Raw genomic sequence first — 24,683 nt, forward strand, 5'->3', positions numbered from 1 at the left:
GCCGAGCCGTCGGGAGGCCGGCCGTTACGCGTCCTCCCGTCCGGCCAGTGCCAGGGTGGAACCGTGCCGGCCCTTGCGGACCAGCAGTTGGGCCGGGATCCGGCTGCGCAGGTCGGCCACGTGGCTGACGATGCCGACCGCGCGGTCCCGCTCGCGCAGGCCGTCGAGGACGTCCATCACCTCCTCCAGCGACTGCTCGTCCAGGGTGCCGAAGCCCTCGTCGATGAACAGGGTGTCCAGCGGCATTCCGCCCGCCTCGTCGGTGACCACGTCGGCCAGGCCGAGGGCGAGCGAGAGCGAGGCGAAGAAACTCTCGCCGCCGGAGAGGGTCGCGGTGTCCCGCTCGGTGCCCGTCCAGGCGTCGATCACCCGCAGGGCCAGGCCGGAGCGCTTGTTGCCGGTGCCCCGGTCGTCGCTGTGCACCAGGGTGTAGCGCCCGCCGGACATCCGGACCAGCCGGGCGCTGGCCGCCGCCGCGACCTGCTCCAGCCGGGCGGCCAGGACGTACGACTCCAAGCGCATCCGCAGCCGGTTCTCCGTGGAGGTGCCGGCGGCCAGCGCGGCGAGCCGGTTGATCCGCCCGTACCGCTCCAGGGCCGGGGCCAGCTCGGCGGTCAGCTCGGTCAGGGCGCGCCCGATCGCGGCCAGTGCCGTGCACCGCTCGTGCGCCGCCGCCCGGGCGGCGTGCGCCCGGCCGAGCCGGTCGGTGGCGGCGTCGAGCGCGGCCGCGGCGGCGGGCAGGTCGACCGGCGGACGGGCGGCGGCCTCCACCAGCTCGGGCAGCGCCAGCTCGTGCCGGACGGCGGCCGACTCCGCGCGGTGCCGTTCCAGGCGGGCCTCCAACCGCTCCCGCTCCTCGCGCGGCAGCAGGACGGCGAGGGCCGCCCGGGCGTCCGGGAAGCCCGCCGCGACCGCAGCCTTGCCGAGCTCTTCCTCGGCGCCGCCCAGCCGGGCCCGCACCTCCGCCGCCGACCGGGCCGCGGCGGCCGCTCCGGCGACCGCCTCGGCGAGCCCGGTCAGCGCCGCGGCCCGCGCGGCGACCGATTCGGCCCCGCCGCGGGCGGCCGCCACCCTGGCCGCCGACTCCCGCTGCTCGTCGGTCAGTTTCAGCAGCCGGTCGGTGATGACGGCGGCGCGCTCCTTGGCCTCGTGCAGCTCGTCCAGCCGACGGGTGCGGTCCTGCGACAGCCGGGCGATGTCCTGCCCGACCCGGCCGAGCGCCTCCGCCTCCCGCAGTGCGGTGCGGTGCTCCCGCTCGGCATCGGCGAGCGCGTGGGCGAGTGCCTCGGTGCTCTCCGGGCCGGCCGTGCCGACGGCCGTCGCCTCGCGCACCCGCAGAGCGGTCAGCGCCTGGTCGGCCTCGCTCCAGCGGCGCTCGGCGGCGGCCTGGGCCCGGCCGGCCCGCTCCTCGTCCTCGGCGCTCACCCGGCTGCCCGCGGCGGCCTCGGCCGGGGACGGGTGCTCGGGCGAGCCGCAGACTCGGCAGGCCTCGCCCGAGCGCAGCTGCTCGGCCAGTTCGGCGGCCATGCCCGCCAGGCGGCGGTCCCGCAGGTCCAGGCCGAACTCGCGGGCGTCCAGCGCCGCCGTGCGCAGGTCGGCGACCTTCGGCTCGGCCACGGCGATCTCCGCCCGCAGGCCGTCCCGCTCCCGGGCCGCGCCCAGGCGGGTGGCCAACTCGGCCCGTCGGCCGTCCAGTTGCTCGACCCGGGCGCCCGCGGCCTGGGCCCGCGCCTGCTGCTCCTCCAACCGGCCCAGCTCGCCGTCGAATTCGGCCAGCCAGTCCTCGGCCTCCTCGGCCAGCTCCTCCGCTCCCCGCCGCTCCTGCGTCAAGGAGTGCTGCTCACGGCCGAGTTCGGCGCAGCGCCGCTCCTCGGCCCGGGCCGCCTCCAGCCGGACCACCTCGGCGCGCAGCCGCAGTTCCGCCTCGGCCAGCGCGGTGGCGTCGGCCTCGGCCGACGGGCGCGTCGCTCCGTGGTGGACCCCGTGAGCGTCGTCGACCCCGGGGGCGTCGTCGACCCCGTGGAGCCAGTGGACCTCGTGGAGCCAGTGGGCCCCGTGGGCGTCGTCGATCCCGTCGATCCCGTCGGCCGCGCGGGCGAGCGCCGCCCGGTGCCGCTGCTCCGCCGCCCGTGCCCGGCCGAGCGCCTCGGCCGCGCTCTCCCGCAGGCGCAGCGCCGACTCCACCCCGACCGCCGCCTGGGCGTCCGCGAGCCGCCGGCGGTCCCGCGCCGCGACCGGTTCGAGAGCGGTCTGGCGCTCGGCCTCGGCCAGGGCCTCCCGGTGCCGGCGCTGCCGCCCGGCCAACTCCTCGGCACCTTCCCGGCCGTGCCGGGCCGACCGCTGCGCCGCCTCGGCGCCCGCGAGCGCGGCCTCGGCGACGGCGAGCCGTTCGGTCGCGTCACTGCGCAGGATCGCCGCCCAGCCGAGCAGCCCGGCGGTCGGTTCGGCGTTGTCGGCCTCGTCCGGCAGCCAGTCCCCGGCGGGTTCGGCCCCGGGCCCGGCCGCCTGTTCGGCCTTGCTGGCGAGGTCGCGCAGGCGGCGCCGGCCGGTCTGGACGGCACTCTCCTGGGCGCGGCGCCGCTCGGCGAGCCAGGCCTCGACGAGCCCGTAGCGCTCGGTGTCGAACAGTCGGCGCAGCAGCTTGCCGCGCTCCTCGGAGTCGCCCTTGAGGAAGCGGGCGAAGTCGCCCTGGGGCAGCAGCACCACTTGGCAGAACTGCTCCCGGCTCATCCCGAGCAGCCGGTGGATCTCCTCCCCGGCCTCCTGGTGCGACTTGCTGACCGGCCGCCAGCCCGGCACGCCGTCGCCGGCATCGGCGGCCCATTCGCGCAGCAGGGTCTGCGGCCGCTCGACGGTGGTGCCGGTGCCGACCTTCTTCGGTCGGCGCTGCTCGGGCAGCCGGGTGATCTGCAGCCGCCGCCCGCCGAGCGTCAGCTCCAGCTCCACCCGGGTCAGCCGCCCGGGGTCGGCGTGGTCGCTGCGCAGCCGGTTGGCCCGGCGGGCGTTCGGCGTCTCGCCGTACAGGGCGAAGCAGACCGCGTCCAGCACGCTGCTCTTGCCCGCGCCGGTCGCGCCGCGCAGCAGGAACAGCCCGCCGGCGGCGAGCGCGTCGAAGTCCACCGTCTCGCTGCCCGCGAACGGGCCGAAGGCGGTGACGGTGAGTCGGTGCAGCCTCATCGCGGCAGGTCCGCCTTCCGGTCGGCGCCCTCGCGGACGTGCTCGAAGCCCTCGCGCAGCCAGTCGAGTTCGTCCGCCTCGGGCGCGGCGCCGGGGCGGACGTGCCGCAGGAAGCCCTCGGCGATCTCCAGGTCGTTCCGGCCGCTGACCCGGGCCGCGTACGACCGGGAGGGTTCGGCCCCGCCGTCCTCGGGGTCGAACAGCAACTGGAGGGTGTGCGGGAAGCGGCGGCGCAGCTTCTCCATCGGCTCGCTCGGGCGGGCCGCGTCGGTGAGCGTGGCCTGCACCCAGGACTGCTCGTGCTCCGCGTACGCCTCCTCGGTGAGCAGCGCCTCCAGCGGGCCGCGCAGGGTGGCCAGCGGGCGGGGCTGCGGGCAGTCGACCCGCTCGGCCGTCACCGAGCCGTCGGCCGCGAGGTCGACCAGCCACATGGTCTTGCGCTGGCGGACCTCGGAGAAGGAGTAGGCCAGCGGGGAGCCGCTGTAGCGCAGGTGCGGTGCGAGGGTCTGGCAGCCGTGCAGGTGGCCCAGCGCGGCGTAGTGCACCCCGTCGAAGAGCGAGGCCGGGACGGAGGCGACCCCGCCGACCGCGATGTCCCGCTCGCTGTCGCTGGCCTCGCCCCCGGTGACGAAGGCGTGCGCCAGCACCACGGCCCGGGTGCCCGGGGGGCGCGTCGCCAGATCGGCCCGGACCTGCTCCATCGCCGCGCCGAGCACGGCCGCGTGTCCGCCCTTGGCCAGTCCGAACCGCTCGCGCACCAGCGTCGGCTCCAGGTACGGCAGCCCGTACACGGCGACCGGCCCGTGCTCGTCCGCCAGCAGTACGGGCTCGGCGCACTCGCCCGGATCCGTCCGCAGATGGATCCCGGCGCGGCCGATCAGCCCGGCCCCGACCCCGAGGCGGCGGGCGGAGTCGTGGTTGCCGCTGATGAAGACCGTCGGCACGCCGAGGTCGGCCAGCCGGTGCAGCACGTCGTCGAACAGTGCGACCGCGTCCAGGCTCGGCAGCGCCCGGTCGTAGACGTCCCCGGCGACCAGCACCGCGTCCACGCCCTCGGACCGGACCACCTCCACCAGGTGGTCCAGGAAGGCGCGCTGGGCGTCGTGCAGGCTCTCCCGGTGGAACGATCGCCCGAGATGCCAGTCGGAGGTATGCAGCAGTCGCATGGTCCCCGACCCTAACGCCCGGCACCGACAATCCCGGCGGGCCCAGTGGCCACGGGGGCGGGGGATCCGGGGTGCCGTTCGCCGGTGGTGGGTCGTCGATCGAGCGAGGGGCACATTTTGTTCCTCCAGGGCCGTCGGCGCGTGGCCGGTGGGCGATTCGAACGGCGATTGAGGGGCACATTTTGGCCCCCTCAAGCCAGCTCAAGGGCCGGTGTTCGATTACTTGTGGTGGATTGTCAGTGGCTCTGTGTAGGTTCCGTGGCGTCGGTTGCTCCGGGTTCGGGGCGGTCGGTGTCGGTTCGTGCTGGTCGAGTGAACGGGAGGATCCCATGACGGTGCGGGAGTCGGTGTACGAGGTGCGGGGTGTCGTGGTGGTGGGCGGTCGGCCGCCCGGGGCGCCCCGGGCGGCGCTGTTCGGTGGGCGGCGGCCGGGGTCCGGGTCGGGGCGGGGGAGCGGTTCCGGCGCCCGGTCCGGGGCGGGATCCGGGGCCGGTGGGGCTGCGCCGCCCGGCGGCGGGCGGCCGCCGGGTGCGCGTGCCCTCGGCGTCGGAGGCGGCGGTGCCCGCGGGCGCCGCGGCGGTCGGGCCCGGGGTGCGCCGCCGCAGCCGGTGGCACTGGCGTTGGCGGTCGAGGCGGCGGACTTCGCCGGGCTGGCCGCGTACGGGGTGTTCGGCGCGCTCGGGCACCAGGAGTACCTGCGGCGGGCGGAGGGGCACCTGAGGGTCCTGTACGAACAGGGGCTGGAGGTGCACCTGCGGGTGCTCGAGGCCGGTGACTTCGAGGACTACTGCTCCGCGCTCGGGCTCGATCCGCGATCGCCGGCCGCCCGGGTCGCGTACGCCGGGGATCCGGACCTGGCCGGGGAGCCCTTCGTCTACGCGGGGGAGCGATTGGCGGAGCTCGTCCCGGTGCTGCTGGACGACCACCGGGCCCGGGTGCGGATGTCCGTCGCCTGTGCGGCGCTGCTGGACGCGCTGGGCGACGACCCGGCCGGTCAGCGGCGGATGGCGGCGGTGATGCGGTACGTCACCTCGGTCTACCTCGCGCTCGCCGAGGGTGCGGGGGAGGGCTGCCACCTGCTGACGCTGCGCTGCCACGGGCCGGAGGACGGCGAGGAGCTCACCTCTGCGGTGGACGTGTGCGTGGAGGCCGGGCGGTTGCAACCCGCCGGGCGGGACGTGGAGGCGTTCTGCGTCACGCTCGCCGCCGGGGTGGCCTCCGGCGGCGAGGGGGCGCTGTTGTTGCACGGCGATCCGGCCCCGCCCGGTTCGTCGGGCGGTCCGGCGGAGGGCAGGTCGGAAGGCGGGTCGGGAGGCGCGTCGAGCGATCCGTCGGGCGGTTCGTCGGGCCGGGCGAGGCCGGGGCCGCGGGTGCGGGGGTGGGCGCTGGCCGGTGGGCGGCTGCGGCCGATGACGGCCCACGAGGTGTTCGACGAACTGGCCGACGATGCGGCGCGCGGGCTGCCCTTCCCACCCGGCGTGGTTCCGCGGCCGGGGTTCCCGTTGCCGGGATTCCCGGAGGCCGGGAGCGGAGGTGGGCCGCTGGGGTGAGGTGACCAGGGGGTTCGCAGCCGTGCATCCACCATGCGGCGCTGGGGACTGTTCATCGACCGCCTGTTCGGGGAAGATCGGAGAAGATCAACAGCAGGAGCGCGCGGTACCCCACGCCGCCGCTCCGGCCGCTCCGCTCCGAACCGTGCTCCGCAGGTCCGGCGGGCCCGACAGCGAGAGGGGGGACGCGCGGCATGGGCCGGATCGAGTTCACGGCGGAGATCGCCGAGCTGCTCGGGAAGGTGCGCCGGCGTCCTACGGCGGGCTGGCCGTGGCGTCCGGGCGAGCAGGTGCCGGACGGGTTGCCGGTGAAGCAGTCCTGGGGCTGGCTGTTCGCCCCGGACGGGCGGGTGCTGACCCTGGTGAACCCGCGGGACGGCATCTGCTCGCTGCCCGGCGGCTCGCTGGAGCCGGAGGACGAGGGCGACCCGGGCGCGGCCCTGGCCCGTGAGGCGGGGGAGGAGGCCCAGGCCGTGATCGGCCGGCCGTACTACCTCGGCTACCTCTACGACCGGGTCGGCTCGGCGAACGGCGGCCACGAGTGCGCGCGGGTCCGGATGGCGGCGGCGCTGCGGGCGGTTGGACCGAGCGTGCCCGACCCGGCCTCCGGCCGGCACTACCGGCGGCTGCTGGTCGCCCCGGGGCTCGCGGTCGAGCTGCTGGGCTGGGGTGAGCCCGGGCTGCGCCAGGCCCGGGCGGCGGTCGCCACGGCCGTCCACTGGCTCGGTGTCCCCGCTGCCGCGAACGAGGCGATCGAGGAGCTCCCGGTCGAGGGCTGCCCGGTCCTGCCGGGCCCGGTCTACCCGGGTGGCGGACGCGGCGTGGGGCGCTGAGCCCCACCGGGGCGGGGTGTCGAGCCGCAGCGGTGTGGGGTGTTGAGTCGCGGTGACGCGGGGTGTTGAGCCGCACCGGCGCGGGGTGTTGAGCCGCACCGGCGCGGGCGGTGAGGCGTGTCCGTCCGAGGGTGTTCGAAAGCGTGCCCGGGGGAGGCGGTCCTGCGCCGCAGAACTGACGCACCGGCGGCCGTACGCTGACCGGCGGCTGACGGGGAGCTGACCTCTCGAAAGTTTTTTGTCTACACGCGATGACCGACGCCGGTCGACATACACCCGCACCCACCTGGGCGAACTCACGTTCTGTCGGCGGTGGTTCACTTCTGCGCTATCAGACTGTCCGTCAATGTCCTTGGCATGAGCGCTTCCCCCTTTGGCTACTGCCTGGTATCCCTTCTGTGACCCGCGTCATACCAGGAGGTTTCATGCTCCGCCATGCCCGTACCCTTTCCGTCGCCGCGATAGCGGCTGGCCTCACCCTGACGACGCTCTTCACGGCGTCCGCCGCCAATGCGGCCGGCGTCAGCTACGTCGCCCTCGGTGACTCCTACTCGGCCGGTGTCGGCGCCGGTAGCTACCTGAGCGACAGCGGTAGCTGCAAGCGGAGCACCAACGCCTACGCGTATCTGTGGAAGAACGCGAACAAGCCGTCCTCCTTCTCCTTCGTGGCCTGCTCCGGGGCGAGAACCGGCGATGTGCTCAACAGCCAGGTCTCCGCGCTGAGCAGCGGCACCACGCTGGTCAGCCTGTCGATCGGCGGCAACGACGCGGGCTTCGCCGACACGATGAAGACCTGTGTGCTGGGCTCCGACAGCGACTGCCTCAACGCCGTCAACACGGCGAAGAACTACGCCACGAACACCCTGCCCGGCCAGCTGGACCGGGTGTACTCGGCGATCCGCGCCAAGGCGCCGAAGGCCCACGTCGTGGTGATGGGCTACCCGCACCTGTACCAGATCGGCGGGGACTGCCTCTTCGGCATCGGCGACACCAAGCGCGCTGCCATCAACGGCGCCGCCGACGCGCTGGACGGTGTGATCGCCAAGCGGGTCGCCAATGCCGGCTTCACCTTCGGCGACGTGCGCAGCGCCTTCTCCGGGCACGAGATCTGCGGCTCGCAGGACACCTGGCTGCACAGCACCACGCTGCCGATCGACGAGAGCTACCACCCCAACTCGTCCGGCCAGGCCAGCGGTTACCTCCCGGTCTTCAGCCGCTCCTGAGGGAGTCGGTCGTGACGTCCGCCGGTGCGTCCGGGCGGCGCCACTGACCGTTGACGGAGCCGCCGTCCCCTCCCGGGGCGCAGGAGGGGGCGGCGGTGCCCGAAGTCGGCCGATCGATGTCGGTCGATCGGAGCCGGTCGACCCGGCGCCCGGTCGGCCCGTCGGCGTGTGCTCCGCTGCCGTGCGCCCCGTTGCCGTGCGCCCCGTTCTGTCGGGTCGCTCCCGGGCGTGCATCGAGGTGGACGCACGCGCGCCGTCGCGGCCGGGCCGCGCGTGGCCGCGCGCTCGCGCCAGCCGGTGTGAAGCGGCGTGCCAGGCACGGTAGTTCACCATTCAGCCAGCAGACGGTCCGTCAATGTCCTTGGCATGAACGCTTCCATGTTCGATTACCGCTTGGTATCCCTTTCTGTGACCCGCGTCATACCTGGAGGTGCGATGTTCCGCCCCGCCCGTGCTCTCTCCGTCGCCGCGATAGCGGCGGTCCTCACCGTGACGACGCTCTTCACGGCGTCCGCCGCCGACGCGGCCGGCGTCAACTACGTCGCCCTCGGCGACTCCTACTCGGCCGGTGTCGGTGCCGGCAACTACCTCAGCGACAGCGGTAGTTGCAAGCGCAGCGCCAACGCGTACGCCTCCCTCTGGGCGAACGCCAACTCGCCGTCCTCCTTCTCCTTCGTCGCCTGTTCGGGCGCCAGAACCGGCGATGTCCTCAACAACCAGATCTCCGCGCTGAACAGCGGCACCACGCTGGTCAGCCTGTCGATCGGCGGCAACGACGCGGGCTTCTCCAGCACCATGAAGACCTGCGTGCTGGGCTCCGACAGCGACTGCCTGAGCGCCGTCAACACGGCCGAGAACTACGCGACCAACACCCTGCCCGGCCAACTGGACCAGGTGTACAACGCCATCCGTGCCCAGGCCCCGAACGCCCACGTCGTGGTGATGGGCTACCCGCACCTCTACCAGGTCGGCGGCGACTGCCTCTTCGGCATCGGCGACACCAAGCGCGCCGCCATCAACGAGGCCTCCGACACGCTGGACGGCGTGATCGCCAAGGAGGTCGCCAACGCCGGCTTCACCTTCGGCGACGTGCGCAGCATCTTCACCGGGCACGAGATCTGCGGCTCGCTGGACACCTGGCTGCACAGCACCACCCTGCCGATCGACGAGAGCTACCACCCGACCGACGCCGGTCAGGCCAACGGCTACCTCCCGGTCTTCAGCCAGTCCTGAGGCGGGCCCGACGGGTGCGCCGCCCCGCCGGATCCCTGGGATCACCCGTGCCGCCGTCCGCTCCCGAGGTGTGGGAGCGGACGGCGGCACCACCGCGTCAGCGTGTGTCGGCAGCCGGGCGGGCCGGTGGGAAGGGGATCCCGGCGAGGGCGGGCAGCAGCGCCTCCTCCTCGTGGTCCAGATGGGCCTCCAACTCGGCCGACATCCGGTCCAGTTCGAGCAGGAGCCGGTCCGGCTCGGTGATCTCGACCGCGGCCAGCAGCGCCACCAGCTCCTCCGTGATCCGTCCGATCTCCCGGTGCTGCGCGCCGAGCCGGTCCAGCACTCCGGCGAGCTCCGGATGGCTGCGGGCGAGGGCCGGGAAGATCGCCGAGTCCTCGCCGGTGTGGTGGTGGGTCAGTCCGGCGCAGAACGCCAGGCAGTGCTGGCGCAGTTGCAGGCCGAGGCCGGCCGGACGCCCGGGAGTGTGCGACCGCGCCTCCCTGCGGACGTCACGCAGTTGGGCCCGTAGCCAGCCGTGCGTCTCCAGCAGCTTGTCGGCCAGGCTGCGCACCTCGAGCGGTTGGCCGGGAGGAGCGGCAGGGCGCTCCAGTACGACGACCGGCAACTCCCGCTCGGTGTACGTCTGGTAGTCGCCGTACCCGGGTGCCGCGCGGACGACCGCGGCGAACAGCCGCTCCCGGCGGGCGCCTTCGGCGGGGACGGCGATCGCGTCGAAGGTCCCCGTGCCGAGCTCCACCCGGACCACCGGGTGGGTCAGCAGGTTGCGGTACCACTGGGGGTGTTCGGGCGCCCCGGCGGCCGACGCGACGACCAGGAGCAGCCCGTGGTCGCGGACGTAGCCGAGCGGCACGGTGTGCGGTCGGCCGGACCGGGCCCCGGTGGTGGTCAGCAACAGCAGGTTGCCGCCCTCGAACGGGCCGGTGACCCGGCCGCCGTTGGCGCGGAACTCCTCGATGACATTCAGGTTGAAGGACATGGGCATACGTGTGTGGTGAAGTCTCCTGGGAATGCGGGGATTCACGGCCACACGCGGTTCGCGCGCGACAGGGGCGGGCACCGCGGTGACCGCCGGGGTCAGATCAGGGCGGCGGAGAAGAACCTCATCGCGCATCGTCCCTTTGCGTATCAGGTGCCGGCTCGATCGTCGGCCGGCCCACTGCTCTGTGGCCGACGCCGCGCTGCACGCCCCCATTAGAGCCACGGTGCGACGGACCTGTCAACGAGCGTGATCACGCGGGCCGCGGTCAACGAACGGATGACAACAGACAGATGACAACAGACAGCTGACAACTAACAGATTTCAGATGATGAAAGTCGTCAGCTGTCTGTTGTTCGTGGTCGTCAGCCGGTGGCCCAGTGGTCCGCCGGGGTCAGCGCAGGTAGTCGATCAGGCCGGCCGGCTTGAGGCCGGCGGCGTCGGCGGCGGCGAGGGCGCGGGGCAGGTCGATGGCGAGGGTGTCGGTCCAGTGCATCAGGATCACGTCGCCCGGCTGGAGCAGGCCCGGGTGCCAGATGTTGGAGGCGCCCCAGCTGAAGTCCGCGTCGGCGGTCAGCACGGTGCGGATGCCGCAGTTGGCGGCGGCCTGGAGGGTGTCGGCGTTCCAGGCGAAGTACGGCGGGCGGAAGACCACCGGTGCGGTGCCGAACAGTCGGGTCATCGCGTCCCGCGCGTCGCAGATCTCGACCTGCTGCTGCTCCAGCGGCAGCTTGCTGAGGTCGGAGTGCGAGACGCTGTGGTCCTGGACGGAGGAGCCGGGAACAGCGGTGACCCGCTGGAAGAAGCCCGGGTCGGTGCCGGCCGGCATCGGCAGCGGGAAGGCGGTGATCGGCAGGTGGTGGTCCGCGATGAACCGCTCCGCCTCGGGGGTGCGCGTCCAGCCGTCGTCCACGGTGAAGAAGACGACCTTGTCGGTGGTCGGGATCGAGCCGGCCGGGGTCGCCGGGGTGGGCGCCGGGCCGTCCACCCGGACGTCGTCCACCGAGAACGGGCCCTGCTGGTACCAGCCGTGCACGTACAGCCGGATGCTGTGGGCGTCCGGGCCCGTGGTGAAGCGGGTGGTCAACTGCTGCCAGCCGCCGGAGGTGGTCTCGGTCCACGCGGGGGGAACGTCGTGGCCGGTGCCGGTGGCGCCCAGGTAGACGTAGGCGCCGCGGACCCAGGCCGAGGCGGTGTAGGTGGTGCCGGGCTGCACGGCGACGGTCTGGGCGCACTCGCCGGTGGAGTCGGCGTTCGCCGGGGTGACGGTGAGGGCCGAGGTGCCGGAGTGGGCGCCGGTCGTGGTGACGGCCGCCTCGGCGGGGCCGCCGGTGCAGTTCCAGCCGGGGACGCTGCCCCAGTCGGCGAGGGCGGGAGCGGGCAGCTCGAAGCCGGGGTTGGTGGCCAGGTTGACGGTCGGGGCGCCGGTGGCGGCCGTACTGCCCGGCCCGCCCGCCCCGCCCGTGGCGCTGAACGCATCGGAGGCCGCCGGCGCCGCGGACGCGGCGGCCGGGACGGCGAAGGCGGTGAGCAGGGCGACGGAGGCGGCCAGCGCGGAGAGGCGCGTGGACATCGACACGTGAGGACTCCAGCAGGTGGGGGCACGCCCGTGGGGAGGGCGTGAAGAGGAATCTGGACCGTGGAACCAGGGCGCTCCCGGAGGGGCGGGAGCGGGTGGTGCTGGTGCGCCGCACTCGGACCGAAGAGCAAGAATGGACTGGACCAATCGGCCCGTCAAGGGAACGGCAGGTGAACCGGGCACCGAGCGCCACCACGGCAAAAAGGACAAGACGGCACGTCAGGAATGGTGCAGAGAAGGACTGTTCGAGAGGGCCCGCCCCCGGTCAGGAGAGGTAAAGCTCCTCGATGTCCGTCGCGTAGAACTCCGTGATCGCCGCCCGCCGCAGCTTGAGCGAGGGCGTCAGCAGCCCCTGTTCCACACTGAACTCCCGCGGCAGCAGCCGGAAGGCGCGGATCGACTCGGCCCGCGAGACGGCCGTGTTGGCCGCCGCCACCGCGCGCTGGATCTCCAGGTGCAGCTGCTCGTCCGCGAGCACCGTCCAGGCGTCCACCTCTTCGCGCCCGTGCGTCTTCAGCCAGTGCGCCAGGGCGCCCGGGTCGAGCGTGATCAGGGCCGCCACGTACGGGCGGTCGTCGCCCACCACCAGGCACTGGGAGACCAGCGGGTGGGCCTCGACCCGCTCCTCCAGCCCGGTCGGGGCGAGGTTCTTGCCGCTGCTGGTGACGATCAGGTCCTTCTTGCGGCCGGTGATGGTGAGGTAGCCGTCCTCGTCCAGCCGGCCCAGGTCGCCCGTCCCGAACCAGCCGTCGACCAGCGAATCCGCCGTGCACTGCGGGTGGTTGAGGTAACCGCCGAACACCGACCCGCCGCGCACCCACACCTCGCCGTCGTCGGCGATGGCCACCGAGGCGCCGGGCACCGGTTGCCCGACGGTGCCGAGCTTCTGGCGTCCGGCCGGGTTGGCGGTGATCGCGGCGGTGGTCTCGGTGAGGCCGTAGCCCTCGTAGAGCTGGAGTCCGGCGCCGGTGAAGAACAGGCCCAACTCCCGCCGCAGCGCTGAGCCCCCGCACATCACCGCGCGCACCCGGCCGCCCAGGACGGCGCGCAGCTTGGGGTAGACCGTCCGTTCGTAGGCGAGGTGGCGCAGGCGCAGCGCCGGGCCGGGGCCGGGGCCGCGTCCGAAGGCCTTCTGCTCCCGGGCGGCGGCCCATTCGACCGCCACCTGCCGTGCCTGCTCGAAGAGTTCGGCCCGCCCGGCCTGCTCGGCGGCGCGTCTGGCCCGCTGGAAGATCCGGTCGAAGACGTACGGGACGGCGTGCAGGAAGGTCGGCCGGAAGGTCTCCATGGCGGGCAGCAGGGCGTCGGCGGAGACCTCGGGGAGGTGGCCGATCCGGAACCCGCCGCGGATCGCCGCGATCTGCACCGCCCGCCCGTAGACGTGCGCCAGCGGCAGGAACAGCAGGGTGGCGGGTTGGCCGCCGCCGGTGTCGCGGAGCACCTCGCCCCAGCCGGTGAGCAGCGCGTCGGCCTCGGCGGCCAGGTTGGCGTGGGTGAGCAGGCAGCCCTTGGGGCGCCCGGTGGTGCCGGAGGTGTAGACGACGGTGGCGATGTTGGCGGCGGTGACGCCGAGTCGCTGGCGGTGCACCAGGGAGTCGGGGACGTCCCGGCCGTCCTCGGTGATCGCGGCGACGCAGTTCTGGTCCAACTGCCAGATCCCGGTCAGCTCGGGCAGGGCGTCGCAGACCGCACCGACGGTCATCGCCGCGTTCTCGTCCTCGACCAGGCAGGCCACCGCCTGGGTCTCGGCGAGGATCCAGCGGACCTGCTCGGGCGCCGCGGTGGGGTAGACCGGGACGGTGATCGCGCCGATCGACCAGAGTGCGTAGTCGAACAGCGTCCACTCGTACCGGGTGCGGGACATCAGGGCGACCCGGTCGCCGTAGCGCACGCCGTGGGTCAGCAGGCCCTTGGCGAGTGCGAGGACCTCGTTCCGGAACTCCCGTGCGGTGACGTCCTGCCAGCGGCCGTCGCCGGTGCGCCGGGACAGCTGGACCAGGTCGGGGAGGCGTTCGGCGGTGTCGTACAGCGAGTCGGCGAGTCCTCCGGCGGCCTCGGGCCCGGCCGGGGCAGGGGTGGTGAACTCGCGCACGTTCCTCCCCAGTTCGCGTCGCGCGGCGCTGTCTGCCGGTCCCGGCGTGCGGGCACCGGGGTGGCGGCGCCCGGTAGCGCGGGGTGGAGCGAAACTATCGGATCGCCCTGTCACTGCCCAGGGTTGTGGCGGTGACGCGACGAGATCGGCACGGGCCCGTGCGAATGGTGTCGCCGGTGGGGAGAAACCGGGGAGACGGTCGCGCGGGGAGGCGGACCCGGGGTCGACTTCTGACGTGTTCGGGGCAAGGCAAGGAATCGTGAAGAAGCGGAATGGTTCGACCCTCGAACGTGTGGTCAGGGCGTAGTAGAGTCTCGCAGACCTGTGGCCGGGAGCCTCCTGCAGCCTCCTCTCCCCAGGACTTCCCCAGTCCCGCCGAACCCCCGTCCCAGCAGCCCGGAAACCCTCCGAACCGCTCCCCGTCCGCGCCTGGCACTTCCCCACCGAGGACTCCATGCGTCTGCGCAGCAGCTCGATCCGCGCGAAGATCATCGCGCTGCTCCTGGTGCCCATCGTCGCGCTCGTCGCCCTGTGGGTGTACGCGACGCTCACCGCCACCGGGGACGCCTGGAAGCAGCTGGCGATCAGCCGTACGTACAAGGAGTACGGGGCGGCGGTGGACCAGTACACGGGCGACCTCCAGAACGAGCGCCGCGCCGCCGTCCAGCACCTGGCCGACCCGAACTCACCGGTCGCCCGGGACGCCTTCGAGCACGCCACGACCGCCACCGACCGCAGCCTCGCGGTGCTCCGGCAGAAGAAGGACGGCGCCGGCGACCGGCTCTCCACCGCCCAGCGGGCCCGCCTGATGCAGGTCATCGCCGCCGCCGACCAGCTCGGCCCGCTGCGGGCCCAGGTCGGCCGGCTGGCACTGAACTGGGAGTTCGCGCTCGGGCAGTACAGCGACCTGGTCCGGCCGGTGTTCGGCTTCCGGTCCGCCTACGTCGCCCGGCAGAGCGGCCAACTCCCGCGCCAGGGGACCATCCTGATCGAGCTGGTGCGCGCCCGCGAGTACCTGGCACAGGAGGACGCGGCGATGGAGGGCCTGCGCACCGGCGCGACCAGGCCCACCGCCGAGCAGTACCAGACCGCGCTGGACGCCCTGCACAACCAGCAGGCGCTGTTCACCGTCTACATCGCCGAACTCGAACCCGCCGACCAGTCCGACTACATCGCCCTGCGCGGTGGCGAGGCCTGGGGCGCGCTGGCCCGTGCCGAGGCGGACTTCGTCGGCGCCGGCGGCCCCGACCGGGTGGTCCAGGCGCTCAACGGCGACGACTGGCGGCAGACCGCCGACCGTTCGCTCGGCGACCTCTCCTCGATCAACGCCCGGATCACCGCCGGGCTGGACGACCGCGGCCGCTCCGCCGCCGTCGCGGCCCTCTGGCGCGGCGGCATCGCCGGGGCCATCGGCCTGGTCGCCGTGGTCCTGTCGGTGCTGATCTCGTTCCGGATCGGCCGCGGCCTGGCCCGGGAGCTGATCGGCCTGCGCAACGCCGCCAACGAACTGGCCAGCACCCGGCTGCCGTCCGTGATGCTCCGGCTGCGCCGCGGCGAGCCGGTGGACGTGGCCGCCGAGACGCCCGAGCTGCGCTTCGGGCAGGCCGAGATCGGGCAGGTCGGCCAGGCCATCAACGCGGTCCAGCGGGCCGCGGTGGAGGCCGCCGTCGAGCAGGCCGAACTGCGCCGGGGCGTCGCGGCGGTGTTCGTCAACCTGGCCCGGCGCAGCCAGGTGCTGCTGCACCGCCAGCTCACCCTTCTCGACACCATGGAGCGCCGCACCGAGGACCCGGCCGAGCTGGAGGACCTCTTCAAGGTCGACCACCTCACCACCCGCATGCGCCGGCACGCCGAGGGCCTGATCATCCTGGCCGGCGGCTCGCCCGGGCGGGCCTGGCGCAAGCCGGTCCGGATGGTGGACGTGGTCCGGGCGGCGGTCGGCGAGGTCGAGGACTACGCCCGGGTGATCGTCCGGCCCTTCCCCGGCACCGGACTGCTCGGCAGTGCCGTCGCCGACGTGACCCACCTGGTCGCCGAACTGGTCGAGAACGCCGCGGTGTTCTCCCCGCCGAGCACCCAGGTCACGGTGCAGGGCGAGGTGGTGGCGCACGGCTTCGCCCTGGAGATCGACGACCGAGGCCTCGGCCTGAGCGAACAACTGCTCGCCGAGATCAACGAACGCCTCGCCGTGGAGCAGGAGTTCGACCTCGCGGACACCGACCGGCTGGGACTCTTCGTTGTCAGCCGGCTCGCCCGGCGGCACGGCATCCGGGTGCATCTGCGGCCCTCGCCGTACGGCGGGACGACGGCCGTCGTGCTCATCCCGCGCGAACTGCTGGCGGAGGCGCCGGACGGGATGCCCGAGCCGCCCGCCGCCGCGGCCGGTGGCGGGGGACGCCGCCCGGCGGGGCGGACGGCCGGGCGGACGGCGGGCCGGCGCGACCTGGTCGCGGTGCCGGACCCGGCCTCGGGCGGCGCCGGAGGCACGGCCTCGGGCACGGTCTCGCGCACGGCTCCGGGCACGGTTCCGGGCACCTCGGCGGACTCGTCGTCGGGCTCGGTGCCGGGCTCCGGGCGGAACGCGGCGACGGAGGACGGGACGGGCGGTACCAGCGGGGCGGGCGGCCGCCACCGGGGGAGCGGCGGTCCGCGGCCGTCCGCGCCCGAACCGGGGCGTACGGCCAACGGGCTGCCGCGCCGGGCGGCGCGGACCAAGGGCGGGCCGGTGCTGGTCCCGGCCCCGGGAGCGGACGGCGAGGGCGCGGCGGGGACGGGCCGGCACCGGCGGCACGCGGCGGAGGCCGCGGAGGCCGCGGAGGCCGCGGAGGTCGCCGGCACGGCGGGGATCGTTGGGACCGTTGGCGCTGCCGACGCTGCCGACGCTGCCGACGCTGCCGTCGGCCCGACGTCCGGGTCTGCGGACCCGGCGCCCCGGACGCCCGGTGGCCTGCCCCGGCGGGTCCGGCAGGCGAACCTCGCGCCGCAGCTCAAGGAACAGGCGAAGGAGCGGCTCCGCGGCGAGGCCGGTACCGAGGACCGGGCCGGACGGTCGGGCGCGGAGACCGCCGAGGAGCGGGAGGCCCGGGAGGTGCGGGAACGCTCGCCGGAGGAGGCCAGGGCCACCTTCGCCTCGTTCCAGCGCGGCTTCACCCGGGGCCGCGGGGCCACCGGCCCGGTGGGCCGGGCCGCGCCCGCGGGCCCGTCGACGGCCGACCGGGCGCCCGGGTCGGGGTTCCGACCCGCCGCCGTACCGGCTTGGCTGCCGCCCGACCCGTCCCGGCGGGCGATCGGCCCGGCGCCCGCCCCGGCGGCGCTGCCCGCTCCCGACCCCGGGGACGCCGGCCGGGCGCCGCTGGCCCGTCGGATCCCGGCCGGTCAGCCGGTGCGGCGGAACCCTGCGGCGGTCCCGGCCGTACCACCAGCGACGGCCTCGGCGGCCTCGGTGCCCCCAGGGCGCTCAGCACCCGCAGGACCCGTGACACCCGCAAGGCCCGTGACACCCGCAAGGCCCGTGACACCCGCAAGGCCCGTGACACCCGCAAGGCCCGTGACATCCGCACCACCCGCAGAACCCGTAGTGCCCGCACCACCCGCTCCAGCGGAAGGAACTGATTCATGACCACTTCGACGCAGCAGTCCGGGGACCTCAACTGGCTCCTGGACGACCTGGTGGGCCGCGTCGCGGCCCTGCGCCACGCGGTGATCCTCTCCAGCGACGGGTTGGCCACGGGTGCCTCGCGCGATCTCGACCGCGAGGACGCCGAGCACCTGGCCGCCGTGGCGGCCGGGTTCCACAGCCTGGCCAAGGGGGCCGGCGGGCACTTCAAGGTCGGTGGCGTCCGGCAGACCATGGTGGAGCTGGACGAGGCGTTCCTGTTCATCACGGCCGCCGGCGACGGCAGCTGCCTGGCCGTGCTGAGCGAGGCCGAGGCGGACATCGGCCAGATCGCCTACGAGATGGCCCTGCTGGTCAAGCGGGTCGGCGAGCACCTGGCCGCCGAACCGCGCTCCGAAACCGCCGCGCCGAGGGGCTGAGCGGTCCGATGGCGGATCCGATGGCGGACGGGCCGGCCGGCCCCGCGGCGCTCGGCGCCCCGGCGGCTGCGGGTGCACCCGTACCCGGGGCCGGGGCCGTACCCACACCCGGGGCCGACGGCGCGGAGCCGGGGGCCGAGCCGGAGCCGGGGGCGCCGGACGGACCCGACGTCGACCTGTTCCGGCCGCGCACCCCGGTCGACGACCGCTGGTTCGACGACGAGGCCGGCCCGGTGGTGCGGCTCTACTCGATGACCCGGGGCCGCACCCGGCCGGTCGAGGAGGGGCTGTTCGACCTGATCTCGTTGATCACCGCCAAGGACCCCGGACCGGACACGGGAGCCGTGCCCGCGCACGTCCTGGACCCGGAGCACCAGACCCTTCTGGCCTGGTGCCGGCACGAGCCGCTCTCCGTCGCCGAGCTCGGCTCGTACACCGACCTGCCGGTCAGCGTCGTACGGGTCCTCCTCGGCGACCTCTACGACGCCGACCTGATCAGCGTCACCCGACCCGTTCCGCTCGCCGAGCTCCCGGACGAGCGCCTGCTGCGAGACGTGATCAATGGACTCCGTGCGCTCTGACCCCGCCCTGCCGAGTGCCCCGCAGAGCGGCCCGCCGGGTGCCCCGGCCAGGCCGGGCGCGAGCGCCAACGACCCGCGCTGGCGCGGCGGTCCGGCGGTCGCGGTGAAGATCCTGGTGGCCGGCGGCTTCGGCGCGGGCAAGACCACCCTGGTCGGTTCGGTGAGCGAGATCCGGCCGCTGCGCACCGAGGAGGAGCTCAGCGAACTGGGCCGCCCGGTGGACGACACCGCGGGCGTGGAGGCCAAGCGCACCACCACGGTGGCGATGGACTTCGGCCGGATCGATCTGCGGCCCGGCCTCGCGCTCTACCTGTTCGGCACGCCCGGGCAGGACCGGTTCTGGTTCGTCTGGGACGAGTTGGCGCGCGGTGCGCTCGGTGCCGTGGTGCTCGCGGACACCCGTCGGCTGGCCGACTGCTTCCCCTCGGTGGACTTCTTCGAGCAGCGCGGCATCCCGTTCCTGGTCGCGGTGAACTGCTTCGAGGGCACCGAGCGCTTCGCCCCGGACGAGGTCCGGGACGCGCTGGACCTCGACCCGGGGATCCCGGTGGTGCTGTGCGACGCGCGGCTTCGGGAGGACGGCAAGGAGCTGCTGGTCGCGCTGGTCGAGCACGCCGCCGCGCTCCGCCACCGGGCCGCTGCCCGGGCCTGAGGCTCCGTGGGATCGCCGCTGGTCAGGGGCCCTCGCGGATCCGACGTCTCATTCGGCGGTCCACATGTCGGACGATCGGCGTGCGGAAGGTTGCCTAGACAGGCTCGGGCGTGGAAGGCTCTGTGGACGAAAGCCGTCCCGGCCATGCCGTCGGGAAGGTCGGGAAGGTCCTGTTTCCGCCGGTCCGTTCGGGCCGGTGGTTCCGTGCGGACACTGCCGACCGGCCAACGGTCTTTCGACGATCCGACGCGGCGCCGTCGGCGCGCACCGGACCGCGGTGCGCCGCCGTACGGACGCAGCACGACGAGGCAGGACGAAGGGGGAGGGCAGCAGGGATGACCGTCGGCCAGCGACGCATCACCGCCGTGCCCGGCCCCGTCATGCCGGTGCTCACCGTCCGCCGCTACATCGACCACGCGCTGATCTGCAGCGCCTGTTGTCGCTGACCGGCTTCGCCCCGACCCGGTCCGTCCCCGGCACCTCCGGCCCCTCCGGGCCGCCGCCCGACGCACCACCGACCCCGTCGACCAGGCCGTAGCGGATCGCCCGTCAGGTGTACCCGCGGCCGACCGATCCGGCCCCGCCCCGCGGAGAACCCACCAGTGAACATCGTCTGCCCCAGCAAACCCCCCGGCGTCGCCGGCCGTTCCGGTCCGGCCGGGCCGGCTCCCGCGATGTGCGCGGGTCCGCGGACCGGACGGTGGAACGGACGCGGCGACCGCGCCCGCCTCACCGAGGACGGCCGGCGGGGTCACCTCGACCTCGAACCGTTCTGGCCGTCGCGGCAGCCACACCTGTTCGATCAGACGTGTCCCGGCTCGCCCAGCGCGTCCCGGCCCTCCGCCCGCTGACACCGGTCCACCCGGTCCAGCCCCGGCAGTACGCCCGGTCGACGCGCAGACGACTCCACCCCGTCCGTCACGCGCGAAATGAGCGGCACACCATGTCTTCCTCTTCCACGGCCACCCTGCCCCTGCCCACCGCGACCCCGCACCTGCGCGCGGTCCGGTCCGTTCCCCCCGTCTCCGCCCTCCCGTCCGTCTCCGCTGTCTCCGCCGTTCCGCCGCACGGTCCGGTCGTCGGGCCGGCCCGCCCCGGTGCGGGTCAGGGGCTCGTGCCGAACCGCCACGGCGTCGTCGGTCCGGCCGTCGGCCCGCAGCCCGGCCCGGTCGCACCGCAGGCGCCCGCCGCCCTGCTCGCCGCGCTCCCGGAGGGGGCGACGGTCGTCGCCGCCCTGCCCCAGGGGCTGCTGCCGCAGGGCCTGCTCGCCCAGTACGGGGCGCAGGCCGGTGCGGCTGCGGGCCACCCGATGGTCGGGTACCTGGTGCTGGTGCCGGCCGAGAGCCCGGTGGCCCCGGCGGGCGTGCCCGGCGCGGTACCGCCGGGCTCCGTGCCCGGCAGTGCTGCCGGTCCGGCCGTCGCCGCCGCGTCGGGTGCCGTGCGCCCGGTCCGTCCCGCCGGGCGCGGCATCAGCGTGGACGCCGAGCGGCGCAACGCCTACGTCGACGGGCGACTGCTCGACCTCACCTACCTGGAGTTCGAGCTGCTGGCCCATCTGACCGAGCACCCGCAGCGGGTGCACACCCGGGACCACCTGGTCTCGGCGGTGTGGGGTTACGGTCACGTCGGGGACGGCCGCACCGTCGACGTGCACGTCGCCCGCCTGCGTCGCAAGCTCGGACCGGCCTACCGGGACTCGATCGTGACGGTACGTCGGGTCGGGTACAAGTACACGCCGGTCAGCTGACCGGGGTCGATTTCCGCTCCGCCGCAGCGGGTTGTCCGTTCGTTCCGTGAACGGGCGGCCCGCTGCGGCGTGTTGGTGGGGGGCTTTGGTGCGATGTGTTGGTGCGGCGCGTCGGCCCGGCTTCCCGCCCGGGTCCGGGCCGTTGCCCGGGTCAGGGGCGCTGCTCGGGCGGTAGCAGGAGGACGGCCAGGGCGTCGGCGCAGGTCCGGGTGTGGGCCAGGAACCAGTCCAGCCGGTCGTCGGTGAGGTGCGCCGGGGTCGAGCGGACCGCGAGCGCGAACCGGGCCTGTCCGGCGGCGTCCAGCACGGGAACCGCGACGGTCCGGACCCCGGCGGCCGACTCGCCGTCGTTGAGCGCGTGGCCGGTGGTCCGAACCCTGGACAACTCCTCTTCCAGGAGCGCCGGTTCGGTGATGGTGCGGTCGGTGAAGGAGGGCAGCGGGCCGAGTGCGGAGACCGCCGCCTCGCCGGGCCGGGGCCAGGCGAGCAGCACCTTGCCGAGCGCCGTGGAGTGCAGTGGCCGGCGCAGGCCGAGCCCGGTGTCCGGGCGGACCGAGCCGCCGACCAGGATCACCGCGTGCGGGCCGCTGCGGATCGCCAGGTCGGCGGTGGTGTGGGTGCGTCGGGACAGCAGGTCCAACTCGGGCCCGGCCAGGTGCAGTCCGCGCTGGTGGAAGCTGAGTTGACCGAGCTCGGCGACGGCCGGGCCGAGCCGGTAGCGGGCCGTCTGCTCGTCCTGCTCCAGGAACCCGGCGCTGACCAGGGTGCGGGCCAGCCGGTGCGCGGTGGACACCGAGAGCTCCATCCGGCGGGCCAGGTCCGAGGCGCTCAGATCGGGGCCGTTGTCGTGGAAGCAGTGCAGCAGTCCGAGTGCGCGCTGGACGGCCTGCGCACCGGCCGGCGGGCTCTGGGTGGCGGTGGCGGTGGCGGTGGCGGTGGCGGTGGCGGTGGCGGTGGCGGCCTCGGCCATGGCACCTCGCGTTCGGTTGCGTGACTCCGGGCGGACCGCCGGAGCGGGTCTCAGCGTAGGGCAGTCGGTGCTGCGGGATTGTGTCAGCGGCGTTGCAATGGAATGGCGTTGATGAACAAGTGATCCCACCATGTGGCAAAGCCTTGCCTCCGGATCGGCCGACGTGGAACGCTCCTCGCATCGCGCCGACCGGCTCCTCGAACCGGGCAGTGCGCCGCCCCCCATCACCCACCGGCGTACCCGGGCACCGGTGCGGACGCGTGTCCGAGCGGTCGTTCGTCCGTGTGGCTGCGCCTCCACGACGGGGGGATCCGACGGGGGGATCCCCGGACCCAGGAACAGGAAGGAGCAGTGCCGTGACGTCCCACCGGCCCCTCTCCGTCCGTTCCGGCCCCTGTTGTCGCTGACGCACCCCGTACCGCGTCCGTCGCTCGTTTCGCCCGCGACAGCTCCAACTCCTTTACGCTCGTTGCCCGATGGCCAGCGGCGTAGTCGATCGCCGCCGCTTCCGGCCACCGCCGGAACCCCCGGAGAGGACCAAGCCCGTGTCCAGTCGTTCGCCAGGTTCCCCCGCACTGCCCGAGACCCTCTGGTTCACCCGCTGCCCGGTGCCCACCGCGACCGGGATCGCGGCCGACCAGGGCTGGCTGGCCAGGGAGTTCGCCGCCGACGGGATCGCCGTCCGCTCGCTCCAGGACGCCCCGCCCGAGGTGGCCGCCGACCACCACTACACCCATGCGCTGACCGGTCTGTTCCGTGAGGGCGGCAATGTGCCGGCGCTGTGGGCCCGTTCGCGGGGCGAGGCGACCCGGCTGATCGGACTGACCTGGATCGAGGAGCGGCAGGCCGTCCTGGTCCGGGCCGGCAGTGGGATCGACGAGCCGGGACAGCTCCGCGGACTGCGACTGGCGATCCCACGTCATGGGATCGGCATCGACTTCTGGCGGGCCATGGCACTGGCCGGATTCCGCGGCGCCCTGGAGCTCGCCGGACTCCGTCTCGAGGATGCCGAACTGGTCGACGTCCCGGCCGTCCCCGGCGGCGGGCAGTGGTCCGCCGAACTGTCCGCATTGCGGGACGGGGTGGTGGACGCCGTGTACGTGAAGGGGGCTCTCGCCGTCGAGGCGGCCCGTCGGATCGGCGCGGAGGTGGCGGTGGAACTGGACGCGGCCCCGGACCGCCGGGCCCGGGTGAACAACGGCACGCCCCGGCCGGTCACCGTCCACCAGCGGTTGCTGGACGAACATCCGGAGCTGGTCGCCCGCTTCCTGGCCGTGCTGCTGGAGGCCGCCGACTGGGCGGCCGAGCGTCCGGCGGAGGTGGCCCGGATCCTGCAGGCCGAGACCGGTGCCGGCGCGGAGGGCGTCGCGGGGGCGTACGCGGCGGGCGGTCACCGCACCCTGCACCTGGACCTGTCGGAGGAGCGGTTGGATCTGCTGGCGCAGCAGGAACGATTCCTCTCGGGGGAGGGCTTCCTCGCGGGTCCGGTGGACATCCGCGACTGGGCCGACCCGGAGCCGCTCCGGGAGGCACGCGCGTTGCTGCGTGAACGGCGGGGCGTGACGCGCTGACCGCCCGGTCGTTCGTCCACCTGGCCCGGTTGCACGCGGTTCGGCGGCGCACGCCGGGCAGGTCCGGCGCGCCGAACGGCAGCTGTACCGGGTTTCGGCGAACACCTTCCAGCGAACGACCCTCAGCGAACGACCCTCAGCGAACGACTTTCAGCGAACAGAGTTCAGACAACAGAGTTCAGCGAACAGATTTCGAAAGTTGTCCGCTGCCATCTGTCACCCGTCTTTGGAGAGCCCGTGAACACCGCCCGTCTCGCCCTCGCCGCCACCGCGCTGCTCGCCTCCACCGCTCTGGCCGCCTGCGGCTCGACCGCCGACGGGGCCAAGGACTCCGCCGGGGGCGGGGCCGGCGGCAAGGCCGACGTCGTGCTCCGGCTGCCCGACCCGGGCAACAACGGGTTCCTCGCCCGTGGCAAGAAGGACGGCTCGCTGGACCAGGCCCTGGCGGCCGTCCACGCCAAGGTCGCCTGGACCGGCAGCGCCGGCCCGTTCGCCCCCGCCGCCCAGGCCCTGTCCGCCGACCAACTCGACGTCGCCCAGGGCTCGATCACCTCGGCCGTCGCCGCGCTCGCCCAGAAGCCCGGCTTCAAGCTGTTCGCGCAGACCGCTCCGGACGGTGTCGGCGAGGGGATCCTGGTCAAGAACGACTCCGCGGTCAAGACCGTGCAGGACCTGGTCGGCAAGAAGGTCGCCGTCTCCCAGGGTGGCACCAGCGAGTACCTCCTGCTCAAGGCGCTGGAGAAGAACGGGGTCCCGGCCGACCAGGTCCAGCGGGTCTACCTGCGCGCCGATCAGACCTCCGGGGTCTTCAACTCGGGCCAGGTGGACGCCTGGGCCACCTGGAACACCTTCTCCACGCCCACCATCGCCAACGCCGGCGCGCACTTCCTGGTCGACGGCAAGGCGATCGGCTCCGACAACTACGCGGTCTGGGCGGTGCGCAACGGCTTCGCCGACAAGCACCCCGAGGTGGTCAAGGCCTTCTACGCCTACCTGCGTGACAACGGCCTGAAGGAGAAGGCCGATCCGGCCGCCTACCTCAACGTGTTCACCGACTCCGGCCCGACCGCGGTCACTCCCGCGGAGAAGGACGTCGCGGTCAACGTCGGTCGGCAGGGCGCCGCCGCCGGTGCCATCTCCGCGGACGACACCGCCCGCTTCGGTACCGTGGCCCGGTTCTTCGCCGACCAGAAGGTCACCAAGCAACTGGTCGATGTCAAGCCCTACCTGATCGACATCGACAAGCTCGGGGACGGCACCAAGTGACGGCCCCGGCACCGGAGATCCCGGAACGC

Annotated in this window: 17 protein-coding genes; 11 read left to right on the top strand and 6 right to left on the bottom strand. The window is 74.1% G+C overall.

Translation table 11 applies throughout. From position 1 onward, the window contains the following. Positions 1 to 24: 24 nt before the first annotated feature. Together AB0O91_RS19565 and AB0O91_RS19570 are read right to left on the bottom strand one after the other, a co-directional pair. Positions 25 to 3,177 (bottom strand): SMC family ATPase, encoded by a 3,153-nt coding sequence (locus tag AB0O91_RS19565; protein ID WP_363434519.1) that lies wholly within the window; start codon positions 3,175 to 3,177, stop codon positions 25 to 27. Beyond that, positions 3,174 to 4,343, bottom strand: coding sequence for an exonuclease SbcCD subunit D (locus tag AB0O91_RS19570; protein WP_363434522.1), 1,170 nt, complete (start codon positions 4,341 to 4,343; stop codon positions 3,174 to 3,176). Before AB0O91_RS19570 ends, AB0O91_RS19565 begins: the two co-directional genes overlap by 4 nt. A 608-nt stretch (positions 4,344 to 4,951) precedes the next feature. Here AB0O91_RS19570 and AB0O91_RS19575 point away from each other — a divergent pair. The 4 genes from AB0O91_RS19575 to AB0O91_RS19590 all read left to right on the top strand — a co-directional run bounded on the left by AB0O91_RS19575 (position 4,952) and on the right by AB0O91_RS19590 (position 9,182). Beyond that, a complete protein-coding gene (locus AB0O91_RS19575) occupies positions 4,952 to 5,893 on the top strand; it encodes a hypothetical protein (protein WP_363434525.1) in 942 nt (313 codons plus the stop codon). A 194-nt stretch (positions 5,894 to 6,087) separates the two neighbouring features. Then, positions 6,088 to 6,726, top strand: coding sequence for a hypothetical protein (locus AB0O91_RS19580; RefSeq protein WP_363434528.1), 639 nt, complete (start codon positions 6,088 to 6,090; stop codon positions 6,724 to 6,726). Between the two features lie 425 nt (positions 6,727 to 7,151). Then, the gene (locus AB0O91_RS19585) at positions 7,152 to 7,949 is read left to right on the top strand and encodes an SGNH/GDSL hydrolase family protein (protein ID WP_363434531.1); all 798 of its coding nucleotides are present in this window, start codon (positions 7,152 to 7,154) and stop codon (positions 7,947 to 7,949) included. Positions 7,950 to 8,384: 435 nt separating this feature from the next. Next, positions 8,385 to 9,182 (top strand): SGNH/GDSL hydrolase family protein, encoded by a 798-nt coding sequence (locus tag AB0O91_RS19590; RefSeq protein WP_363434534.1) that lies wholly within the window; start codon positions 8,385 to 8,387, stop codon positions 9,180 to 9,182. Positions 9,183 to 9,279: 97 nt separating this feature from the next. Here AB0O91_RS19590 and AB0O91_RS19595 read toward each other — a convergent pair whose 3' ends face one another. The 3 genes from AB0O91_RS19595 to AB0O91_RS19605 all read right to left on the bottom strand — a co-directional run bounded on the left by AB0O91_RS19595 (position 9,280) and on the right by AB0O91_RS19605 (position 13,832). Further along, positions 9,280 to 10,167, bottom strand: coding sequence for a nitroreductase/quinone reductase family protein (locus tag AB0O91_RS19595; RefSeq protein WP_363434537.1), 888 nt, complete (start codon positions 10,165 to 10,167; stop codon positions 9,280 to 9,282). Positions 10,168 to 10,555: 388 nt separating this feature from the next. Continuing rightward, on the bottom strand, positions 10,556 to 11,734 hold the full coding sequence (locus tag AB0O91_RS19600) for a polysaccharide deacetylase family protein (RefSeq protein ID WP_363434644.1): 1,179 nt from the start codon (positions 11,732 to 11,734) through the stop codon (positions 10,556 to 10,558). Between the two features lie 271 nt (positions 11,735 to 12,005). After that, positions 12,006 to 13,832 (bottom strand): AMP-dependent synthetase/ligase, encoded by a 1,827-nt coding sequence (locus AB0O91_RS19605; RefSeq protein WP_363434539.1) that lies wholly within the window; start codon positions 13,830 to 13,832, stop codon positions 12,006 to 12,008. Between the two features lie 454 nt (positions 13,833 to 14,286). On the opposite strand from AB0O91_RS19605, the gene AB0O91_RS19610 reads away from it, so the two are divergent. The 5 genes from AB0O91_RS19610 (at position 14,287) to AB0O91_RS19630 (ending at position 20,847) form a co-directional block, all read left to right on the top strand. Beyond that, positions 14,287 to 17,451 carry a nitrate- and nitrite sensing domain-containing protein gene (locus AB0O91_RS19610; RefSeq protein ID WP_363434542.1) on the top strand — a complete coding sequence of 1,055 codons (3,165 nt, stop codon included), beginning with the start codon at positions 14,287 to 14,289 and terminating at the stop codon, positions 17,449 to 17,451. Then, a complete protein-coding gene (locus AB0O91_RS19615; RefSeq protein WP_363434545.1) occupies positions 17,448 to 17,867 on the top strand; it encodes a roadblock/LC7 domain-containing protein in 420 nt (139 codons plus the stop codon). The genes AB0O91_RS19610 and AB0O91_RS19615 overlap by 4 nt, the downstream gene beginning before the upstream one ends. 176 nt (positions 17,868 to 18,043) lie before the next feature. Continuing rightward, complete coding sequence (locus tag AB0O91_RS19620; protein ID WP_363434647.1) at positions 18,044 to 18,448, top strand: DUF742 domain-containing protein; 405 nt, start codon at positions 18,044 to 18,046, stop codon at positions 18,446 to 18,448. A gap of 103 nt (positions 18,449 to 18,551) precedes the next feature. After that, the gene (locus AB0O91_RS19625) at positions 18,552 to 19,100 is read left to right on the top strand and encodes an ATP/GTP-binding protein (RefSeq protein WP_363434650.1); all 549 of its coding nucleotides are present in this window, start codon (positions 18,552 to 18,554) and stop codon (positions 19,098 to 19,100) included. Positions 19,101 to 20,292: 1,192 nt separating this feature from the next. After that, positions 20,293 to 20,847: a winged helix-turn-helix domain-containing protein gene (locus AB0O91_RS19630; protein WP_363434653.1), complete on the top strand. Its 555-nt coding sequence runs from the start codon at positions 20,293 to 20,295 to the stop codon at positions 20,845 to 20,847. 151 nt (positions 20,848 to 20,998) lie between these two features. On the opposite strand, the gene AB0O91_RS19635 is transcribed toward AB0O91_RS19630, so the two are convergent. Then, positions 20,999 to 21,817, bottom strand: a complete 819-nt coding sequence (locus tag AB0O91_RS19635) for an IclR family transcriptional regulator (RefSeq protein WP_363434548.1) — start codon at positions 21,815 to 21,817, stop codon at positions 20,999 to 21,001. 545 nt (positions 21,818 to 22,362) lie between these two features. Here AB0O91_RS19635 and AB0O91_RS19640 point away from each other — a divergent pair. Both AB0O91_RS19640 and AB0O91_RS19645 read left to right on the top strand, forming a co-directional pair. Beyond that, positions 22,363 to 23,388, top strand: coding sequence for an ABC transporter substrate-binding protein (locus tag AB0O91_RS19640; protein WP_363434551.1), 1,026 nt, complete (start codon positions 22,363 to 22,365; stop codon positions 23,386 to 23,388). Positions 23,389 to 23,625: 237 nt separating this feature from the next. Beyond that, complete coding sequence (locus tag AB0O91_RS19645; RefSeq protein ID WP_363434554.1) at positions 23,626 to 24,654, top strand: NrtA/SsuA/CpmA family ABC transporter substrate-binding protein; 1,029 nt, start codon at positions 23,626 to 23,628, stop codon at positions 24,652 to 24,654. Positions 24,655 to 24,683 lie beyond the last annotated feature (29 nt).

Origin of the sequence: Kitasatospora sp. NPDC089797 (assembly GCF_040684795.1) — a bacterium.
Lineage (GTDB): Bacteria > Actinomycetota > Actinomycetes > Streptomycetales > Streptomycetaceae > Kitasatospora.